The 7,527-nt window shown below is 65.0% G+C and carries 7 protein-coding genes; 6 read left to right on the top strand and 1 reads right to left on the bottom strand.

From position 1 onward, the window contains the following. From GV818_RS21855 to lipA, 4 genes are all read left to right on the top strand, one after another. Positions 1–230, top strand: a 230-nt coding sequence (locus GV818_RS21855) for a hypothetical protein (RefSeq protein ID WP_161776431.1), incomplete at its 5' end; no start/stop codon positions are given. A gap of 75 nt (positions 231–305) precedes the next feature. Continuing rightward, a complete protein-coding gene (gene glyA, locus GV818_RS21850) occupies positions 306–1,562 on the top strand; it encodes a serine hydroxymethyltransferase (protein WP_161777495.1) in 1,257 nt (418 codons plus the stop codon). Positions 1,563–1,695: 133 nt separating this feature from the next. Continuing rightward, positions 1,696–2,820, top strand: a complete 1,125-nt coding sequence (gene gcvT / locus GV818_RS21845; protein WP_161777494.1) for a glycine cleavage system aminomethyltransferase GcvT — start codon at positions 1,696–1,698, stop codon at positions 2,818–2,820. A 48-nt stretch (positions 2,821–2,868) separates the two neighbouring features. Continuing rightward, on the top strand, positions 2,869–3,846 hold the full coding sequence (gene lipA / locus GV818_RS21840; RefSeq protein WP_161756337.1) for a lipoyl synthase: 978 nt from the start codon (positions 2,869–2,871) through the stop codon (positions 3,844–3,846). A gap of 22 nt (positions 3,847–3,868) precedes the next feature. Here lipA and GV818_RS21835 read toward each other — a convergent pair whose 3' ends face one another. Beyond that, positions 3,869–4,783 carry a LysR family transcriptional regulator gene (locus GV818_RS21835; protein ID WP_161756338.1) on the bottom strand — a complete coding sequence of 305 codons (915 nt, stop codon included), beginning with the start codon at positions 4,781–4,783 and terminating at the stop codon, positions 3,869–3,871. 156 nt (positions 4,784–4,939) lie between these two features. Here GV818_RS21835 and speB point away from each other — a divergent pair, with 156 nt between their 5' ends. Then, positions 4,940–5,917, top strand: a complete 978-nt coding sequence (speB, locus tag GV818_RS21830; protein WP_161756339.1) for an agmatinase — start codon at positions 4,940–4,942, stop codon at positions 5,915–5,917. 89 nt (positions 5,918–6,006) lie between these two features. Further along, complete coding sequence (locus tag GV818_RS21825) at positions 6,007–7,515, top strand: aldehyde dehydrogenase family protein (protein WP_161756340.1); 1,509 nt, start codon at positions 6,007–6,009, stop codon at positions 7,513–7,515. Positions 7,516–7,527: the final 12 nt, after the last annotated feature.

Raw genomic sequence — 7,527 nt, 5'->3', positions numbered from 1 at the left:
AAAGCGGCCTGCTGGACAAGGACGACAACCCACTGAAAAACGCCCCGCACACTGCGGCCGAGCTGGTGGGGGAATGGTCCCACCCGTACAGCCGCGAACAGGCGGTGTACCCGGTGGCGTCGCTGGTTGATGGCAAGTACTGGCCGCCGGTGGGCCGGGTCGACAACGTGTTCGGCGACCGCAACCTGGTGTGTGCCTGCCCGTCGATCGAAAGCTACCAGGACGCCTGAAGGCAAGGCCCGGACTTGCGCCGGGCCCTACACCCAGCTCCAGCCCCATTACCCGAATAAAAAAGGAAACCGAGCATGTTCCATACCCACCTGACCCTGGCCGATTTTGACCCAGCACTGGCCTCTGCCATTCGCGGTGAAGCCCGCCGCCAGGAAGACCATATCGAGCTGATTGCCTCGGAAAACTACACCAGCCCCCAGGTGATGCAGGCCCAGGGCAGCGAGCTGACCAACAAGTACGCCGAAGGTTATCCAGGCAAGCGCTACTACGGTGGTTGCGAGCATGTCGATGTGGTCGAACAACTGGCCATCGACCGCGCCAAGCAGTTGTTCGGCGCCGGTTATGCCAACGTCCAGCCGCACTCCGGCAGCCAGGCCAACGCCGCGGTGTTCCTCGCCCTGTTGCAGGCCGGCGACACCGTGCTGGGCATGAGCCTGGCCCACGGCGGGCACCTGACCCACGGCGCCAAGGTGAGTTTCTCCGGCAAGCTGTACAACGCGGTACAGTACGGTATCGACACCGCCACCGGGCTGATCGACTACAACGAGGTCGAGCGCCTGGCGGTGGAACACCAGCCGAAAATGATCATCGCGGGCTTCTCCGCTTACTCGAAGACCCTGGACTTCCCGCGTTTCCGGCAAATCGCCGACAAGGTCGGGGCCTATCTGTTTGTCGATATGGCGCACGTCGCCGGCCTGGTCGCTGCCGGCCTGTATCCCAACCCGCTGCCTTACGCCGATGTGGTTACCAGCACCACCCACAAGACCCTGCGTGGCCCACGCGGTGGCCTGATCCTGGCCAAGGCCGATCCGGAGCTGGAGAAGAAACTCAACTCGGCGGTGTTCCCAGGCGGGCAGGGCGGGCCGCTGATGCATGTGATCGCGGCCAAGGCGGTGTGCTTCAAGGAGGCCCTGGACCCCGGCTTCAAGCAGTATCAGGCGCAGGTTATCGAGAACGCCCAGGCCATGGCCGAGGTGTTTATCCAGAGAGGCTACGACGTGGTCTCCGGCGGTACCGACAACCACTTGTTCCTGGTCAGCCTGATTCGCCAGGGCATCACCGGCAAGGACGCGGACGCTGCATTGGGCCGCGCGCACATCACGGTGAACAAGAACGCCGTGCCCAACGACCCGCAGTCGCCGTTCGTCACTTCCGGCCTGCGCATCGGCACGCCGGCGGTGACCACCCGTGGCTTCAAGGTGGCGCAGTGCCGGGCCCTGGCGACCTGGATCTGCGACATTCTCGACCACCTCGGTGATGCCGATGTCGAGGCCAATGTCGCCCGCCAGGTGGCGACCCTGTGCGCCGATTTCCCGGTCTACGCGGCCTGATCGTGGCGCTGGGCCCCGGCGATCAGCGTCGGCCCGGCGCCGCGTGGCCAATGCCCGCAGGCGTGTGCGCTGTAGCCGGCATCGCGCAGCAGCGCAGGCGCAGGCGCCGGTTCAACTTATTCAAGGAGTCTCCATGTCCAATCCACAACTGCTGCACACCCCGTTGCATGCCCTGCACCTGGAGCTTGGCGCACGCATGGTGCCGTTCGCCGGCTACGCCATGCCGGTCCAGTACCCGCTGGGGGTGATGAAGGAGCATTTGCACACCCGCGAACAGGCGGGCCTGTTCGACGTCTCGCACATGGGCCAGATCCGCCTGCACGGTGCCTGGGCGGCGCAGGCCCTGGAAAGCCTGGTGCCGGTGGACATCATCGACCTGCCCGTGGGCATGCAGCGCTATGCCCTGTTCACCAACAGCGAGGGCGGTATTCTCGATGACCTGATGGTCGCCAACCTGGGCAACGACGAACTGTTGCTGGTGGTCAACGCCGGCTGCAAGGAGCAGGACCTGGCGCATCTGCAGCAGTATCTGCAAGGGCGTTGCGAGGTGGAATCACTGTTCGCCAGCCGGGCCTTGCTCGCCCTGCAGGGGCCCCAGGCCGCCCAGGTGCTGGGGCGCCTGGCGCCACAGGTGCAAGCCATGACCTTCATGCAGTTCGCCGAGGTCCGGGTGCGGGGGATCCCGTGCTATGTCAGCCGCTCTGGCTACACCGGCGAGGATGGCTACGAGATTTCCGTGCCGGTGGCCGAGGCCGAGGCCCTGGCGCGTGCGTTGCTGGCCGAGCCCGAGGTGCAGGCCATCGGTCTGGGCGCACGGGACTCGTTGCGCCTGGAAGCGGGCCTGTGCCTGTACGGCCACGACATGGATGCGCAACTCACTCCAATCGAGGCCAGCCTCGCCTGGGCCCTGTCCAAGGCACGTCGTCCTGGAGGGGCACGCGCAGGTGGTTTTCCCGGTGCCGAGCGGATCTTCGCCCAGCAGGAGCAGGGCGTACCGAGCAAGCGCGTCGGCCTGCTGCCCAGCGAACGCACGCCGGTGCGTGAAGGCGCGCAGATCGTCAATGCGCAGCAGCGGGTGATCGGCAGGGTCACCAGCGGCGGCTTTGGCCCGAGCCTCGACGGTCCCTTGGCCATCGGTTATGTCGAGAGCGGCTACAGCGCGCTGGAGACCGAGGTCTTCGCCCTGGTACGTGGCAAGGCGTTGCCGATGCACGTGGTCAAGACGCCCTTTGTACCGCAGCGCTATTACCGTGGTTGAGCACGCGCGCGAGCCGTGGCAGGCCGCGCCTTATTCTGGAGCCCAGACATGACCCAAAGTCCGTTGACCTCTGCCGGGCCGCAGCCGCTGCAACCCGGAGTGAAACTGCGCGGGGCCGAGAAGGTGGCGCGGATTCCGGTGAAGATCCTGCCCACCGAAGACCTGCCGCGCAAACCCGAGTGGATTCGCGTGGCCATCCCGGTCTCGCCCGAGGTGGCGCGGATCAAGCAACTGCTGCGCAAGCACAAGCTGCACAGCGTCTGTGAAGAGGCCGCCTGCCCGAATCTGGGGGAGTGTTTCTCCGGCGGTACGGCGACCTTCATGATCATGGGCGACATCTGCACCCGCCGTTGCCCGTTCTGCGATGTCGGCCATGGCCGGCCCAGGCCGCTGGACGCCGACGAGCCGAAGAACCTGGCGATTGCCATCGCCGACCTGCGCCTGAAGTACGTGGTGATCACGTCGGTGGACCGTGACGACCTGCGCGATGGCGGTGCCGGGCACTTTGTCGATTGCCTGCGGGAAATCCGCAAGCGGTCGCCGGGAATCCAATTGGAGACCCTGGTGCCGGACTACCGTGGGCGCATGGAGGTCGCGTTGGCCCTCACCGAGCAGGAGCCGCCGGACGTGTTCAACCACAACCTGGAAACCGTGCCGCGCCTGTACCGGGCCGCACGGCCGGGCTCGGACTTCGAGTGGTCGCTGGACTTGCTGCAGGGCTTCAAGCTGCGAGTGCCGCAAGTGCCGACCAAGTCCGGGCTGATGCTCGGCCTGGGGGAAACCGACGATGAAGTGCTTGAGGTGATGCAGCGCCTGCGCGAGCATCAGGTCGACATGCTCACCCTGGGCCAGTACCTGCAGCCTTCGCGCAGCCATCTGCCGGTGCAGCGTTTCGTGCACCCGGAGACTTTTGCGTGGTTTGCCCAAGAGGGGGCGAGGATGGGTTTCAGCAACGTGGCGTCCGGCCCGCTGGTGCGCTCTTCCTATCACGCCGAGCAGCAGGTGCGGGGTGGCGGGAACGGCTGAGCCGTCCCTCTTCTCCTTGTGCTCAGGTCCTGAGCAGGGTCCGTGAACAGGCTGCCAGGTCCTCCAGGAACGTCTGCAGGATCGGCGGCGGTGCGCTGCTGCGTCGGGTGATGACGTCGAACGGCGACAGCAGCCCCATGCTCACCGGCGCCAGTTGCTGCATTTCTCCAGTGGTCACCCACTGGGCGGCGAAGTGCATCGGCAGGAAACCGACATAGGCCCCCGAGATGATCAGGATCGCCAGCGCCTCGATGTTGTCCACCGTCGCCGCGGCCTTGCTCACGCCCAGGTGCTCCAGGTCGTATTGCTGCATGTAGCCGCGCACCACGATCCGGCTATGGGCCAGCTCGTCCAGCAGGGCGGGCTGCTCGACCTTGCTGCCGAACAGCGGGTGGCGCCGCCCGCAATACAACCCCAGTGCCTCGTGATACAGCAGCGCGTGCAACAGCCCCGGAACCCGGGTCGGGAAGTGCCCGATGGCCAGGTGCAGGCGCCCGTCGAGCACCCGTTCCTCCAGCTCCGCCGGGCTGCCGACGTAGACGTTGAGGTGCACATCGTGCCCACGGGAGACAAAGCGCTGGGTGGTCCTGGGCAGCGGCGAATCCGGGTCGGTGATGGTGGTGTCGATGATGCCCAGGTTGAGCTGGCCGCTGATGTGCTGCTTGAGCACGTCAGCATCCAGGCAGAAGTGCTCCACCGCCGAGAGCAGGCGCTGGGTCGCCTCGTGGATCGCCACCCCTTGCTCGGTCAGGCGAAAGCCGCTGCGACCGCGCAGGCAGAGCTTGACCCCGAGCCGGGTCTCCAGGTGAGTCATCTGTTCACTGATGGTCGACTGGCCGACATTCAGCGCCGCCTGGGCCGCGGAAAAGCCTCCGCATTTGACGATTGCCGCAAACACCCTGAGCAGTTTCAGGTCGACATCATGCAGTTGAATCACTCCCCACCTCCGGCAGCTCGTTACATCGTGCGAGCCGATATGAATATCTGATATTGCGCATTTTCTCCATGAATAGCAGCGCCCATAGTCCCTCCAGCGACGGTTGGCCCTGGGCCTGGCCGTCCACCTAAAAACAATAATCGGAGTGACACCACTATGTCGAAGAATGGCTATGAATCCGGTCGCCTGAACCTGCCCTTCGTCGGGCACTGCACCTTTGCCAAATCCCCGCCGTGTACTGACTGGGACACCCTCAAGGCTGATGTTGCGGTCCTTGGTGCACCCAATGACATGGGCACCCAGTGGCGCTCGGGCGCCCGTTTCGGGCCACGGGGCATCCGCGAGGCATCGACGCTGTTCTCCTTCGGCCACTCCGGTGCCTACGATCATGAAGACGATGTGCTGTACCTGACCGCCGATGACATGACCATGGTCGATGTCGGCGATGCCGATATCGTCCACACCGATATGCAAGCCAGTAACGACAACATCGAATACGCCGTGCGCAAGATCCTCGATGCCGGTGCCATGCCCGTGGTACTGGGTGGCGACCACTCGGTGCACGCCCCGGTGATCAAGGCATACGAGGGGCGGGGGCCGATCCACATCATCCACTTCGACGCGCACCTGGACTTCGTCGATGAGCGCCATGGCGTGCGTTATGGCCACGGCAACCCACTGCGCCGTGCCTCGGAGATGGAGCACATTGTCGGCATGACCCAGATGGGCATCCGCAACGTCTCCTCGTCCAACCGTGACGACTATGAAGCGGCCCATGCCGCCGGCTCGAAAATCCTCTCGGTGCGCGACGTCCGCCGGCTTGGCACCGACGGCGTGCTGGAGTTGATCCCCCAGGGCGTGAACTACTACATCACCATCGACATTGACGGCTTCGACCCGTCCATCGCACCAGGTACGGGCACCCCCAGCCATGGCGGCTTCCTCTACTACGAGGTGCTGGAAATCATCCAGGCCCTGGCCAAGCGCTGCCAGGGCAACATCGTCGGCATGGACCTGGTGGAGGTTGCCCCGGTCTACGACCCGGCGGGCGTGACCTCGATCCTTGCCGCCCAGCTCCTGCTCAACAGCCTTGGCTTCATCTTCCACGAGCGCGCCCAGGCCCGCTTGCGCTAAGCCGCGCGCACACCGGGTATTGAGCCCCGGTACGAGCCGATCATCGAGCAACCGACCGCGCTGACCAGCGCCGTCCGGAGACAGTCAGAATGGACGTAATCGTCAAGCAGTACCTGCAGCAATACGGTGTCCTGGAGGCCACTCAGGCTTTCCTTTCCAAGCCACAAAGAATGTTCATCGGTGGCCAGTGGGTCGAGGCCAGCGATGGTCAGACCTCCGAGGTCATCGAGCCTTCGACCGAAGGCCGGATCACCTGCATCCCGATGGGCACCACGGACGATCTGGATCGGGCCGTCAAGGCCGCCCGCGAGCAGTTCGACGGTGGTGCCTGGCGCCAGGCCAAACCCCAGGAGCGTGAGCGCATGCTGCACCGCCTGGCCGACCTGATCGAGGCCAATGCCCTGGAGCTGGCGCAGATCGAATCGATCGACATGGGCAAGTCGGTGGTTGCCGCGCAAGAGGTCGACCTGCAGGGCACGGTGGACACCCTGCGCTATTTCGCCGGCTGGGCGACAAAGATTCACGGGCGCACCGTCGAGCCTTCGCTGCCAGGCAATTACCTGGCTTATACCCGCAAGGAACCGGTCGGCGTGGTGGGGGCCATCGTGCCCTGGAACTTCCCGTTGCAGACCATGGCCTGGAAACTCGGCGCCGCCCTGGCCACCGGCTGCACCGCGGTGGTCAAGCCGGCCGAGCTGACCTCGCTGTCCGCCCTGCGTTTTGCCGAGTTGGTGCAGGCAGCGGGCATTCCGGATGGAGTGATCAACATCGTCACCGGGCGCGGCAGCGTGGTGGGTGCCGCGATGTCGAGCCATCCAGGCATCGACAAGCTGACCTTCACCGGCTCGACCCCGGTAGGGCGCACCGTCGGGCGTGCCGCGGTGGATGAAATGAAGCGCCTGACGCTAGAGCTGGGCGGCAAGTCGCCGGTCATCGTATTTGCCGATGCCGACCTGCCAGCTGCCGCCCGGGCCGTGGCCAACGGGGTATTCTTCAATTCTGGACAGGTCTGCGATGCCGGCACTCGTGCCTATATCCACCGCAGCGTCTATGACTCGTTCCTCCGCGAACTGGTGGCCTACACCAGGACCTTGAAGATGGCTCCCGGCATGGATCCCGAGTGCTTCATCAGCCCGATGGTTTCGGCGCTGCAGAAGGAGCGGGTGATGGACTATATCGAGATCGGCAAGCGCGAAGGCGCTGAGCTCTACTACGGTGGCAACCCGGTCGCCGGGCCTGGCTACTTCGTCGAACCGACGATCTTCGCCCATTGCCGCAACGACATGCGCATCGTCCAGGAGGAGATCTTCGGCCCGGTGCTGGTCACCGCACCTTTCGACGAGGATGAAGAAGCCCTGGCCCTGGCCAACGACTCGCCGTTCGGGCTTGCCGCCGCGCTCTATTCCAACGACCTGGGGCGTGTCCACAGCCTGATACCGCGGCTGCAGGCCGGTGCGGTGTATGTCAACGCCCACGGCACCATCGACCCGTCGATGCCCTTCGGCGGCTACAAGCAATCCGGGTTCGGCAAGGACCTGGGAGCGGAACAACTGGAGTTTCTGCTGGAGACCAAGGCGGTCTGGATCACGCTGCCCTGAGCCAGGGCCGGG

Source organism: Pseudomonas sp. Fl4BN1 (assembly GCF_009908285.1).
Taxonomy (GTDB): domain Bacteria; phylum Pseudomonadota; class Gammaproteobacteria; order Pseudomonadales; family Pseudomonadaceae; genus Aquipseudomonas.
The sequence above is the reverse complement of the archived record's forward strand: the minus strand, read 5'-3'. Positions and strand labels throughout refer to the sequence as shown.

What these genes read in the sequence shown, in the direction of transcription:
- glyA (WP_161777495.1), top strand. Translation starts at nt 306, where the DNA reads ATGTTCCATACCCACCTGACCCTGGCCGATTTTGACCCAGCACTGGCC.
- gcvT (WP_161777494.1), top strand. Translation starts at nt 1,696, where the DNA reads ATGTCCAATCCACAACTGCTGCACACCCCGTTGCATGCCCTGCACCTG.
- speB (WP_161756339.1), top strand. Translation starts at nt 4,940, where the DNA reads ATGTCGAAGAATGGCTATGAATCCGGTCGCCTGAACCTGCCCTTCGTC.
- lipA (WP_161756337.1), top strand. Translation starts at nt 2,869, where the DNA reads ATGACCCAAAGTCCGTTGACCTCTGCCGGGCCGCAGCCGCTGCAACCC.
- GV818_RS21825 (WP_161756340.1), top strand. Translation starts at nt 6,007, where the DNA reads ATGGACGTAATCGTCAAGCAGTACCTGCAGCAATACGGTGTCCTGGAG.